The organism is Pseudonocardia sp. SID8383, from assembly GCF_009864975.1.
GTDB classification, from domain to species: domain Bacteria; phylum Actinomycetota; class Actinomycetes; order Mycobacteriales; family Pseudonocardiaceae; genus Pseudonocardia; species Pseudonocardia alni.
The window spans coordinates 1-737 of sequence record NZ_WWFY01000773.1 but is presented as its reverse complement, the minus strand read 5'-3'; the positions used below and the strand labels follow the sequence as shown (position 1 = coordinate 737).

The window sequence follows — 737 nt, the reverse complement described above, 5'->3', positions numbered from 1 at the left end:
TAGGCGTGCGCGCTCATCCCGATCGCGGTCTCGGTGCGGTGGGTGGCGGCCAGCTCCAGCGCCGCTCCGGCGACGGCGATGCGCCGCGGCGGGCCGTCACCGTTCCCGGTGAGCAGCGCCGACCCGCCGCCTGCGGCGAGCGCCGACCCGGCGAACACGAACGGCAGCTCCCGGTAGGCCTCGTGCCAGCCGGGGACGGCGGTGTCGGCGAGCAGCACGGCGGTGTAGGTGGTCATCGCCGGGCCGAGGAGCCCGCCGACCAGTCCGGCGACGCGCCCGGCGCCGGGCAGCAGCCCGGTGACCTCCGAGGCCGCCGCGGCCCCGGTGACGGTGCCGAACGGGGCGAGGATCCAGGATCCCACCGACAACGGCGAGGTCGGCTTGAACACCCGCATCATGTGCAGGAACCGCTCGGGGCGGCCGAGGTCGTGGATGAGGAACGCGACCGAGGCGACCGCCCCGCCCGCGGCGACGAGCCGACCGGAGCGACGCAGTCCGGGCCGGCAGGTGAGGTCGGCCAGCGCCGCCGTGGACGCTGCGACCCCGGCCGCGCCGCCCAGGTAGAGGTAGGCGGGGACGTCGGGCACCTTCCACACCGGCGGCTTGATGATCGGCCGGTCGTGGTAGCTGCGGAAGTCGGCCTCGGGAACCATCAGCCGCTCGCCGCGGCCGCCCCGGCGGCGTCGCCGTCGCTCGGCGCGGCTGGGCGCGGGGCGGGTGTCGTCGTGCCCGGCGGG

General features: G+C 77.2%; 1 protein-coding gene. It reads right to left on the bottom strand.

The features are described from left to right. Positions 1-653 (bottom strand): NrfD/PsrC family molybdoenzyme membrane anchor subunit (gene nrfD, locus GTW08_RS18645; protein WP_161152292.1); only part of this gene is annotated, 653 nt, incomplete at its 3' end. Positions 654-737: the final 84 nt, after the last annotated feature.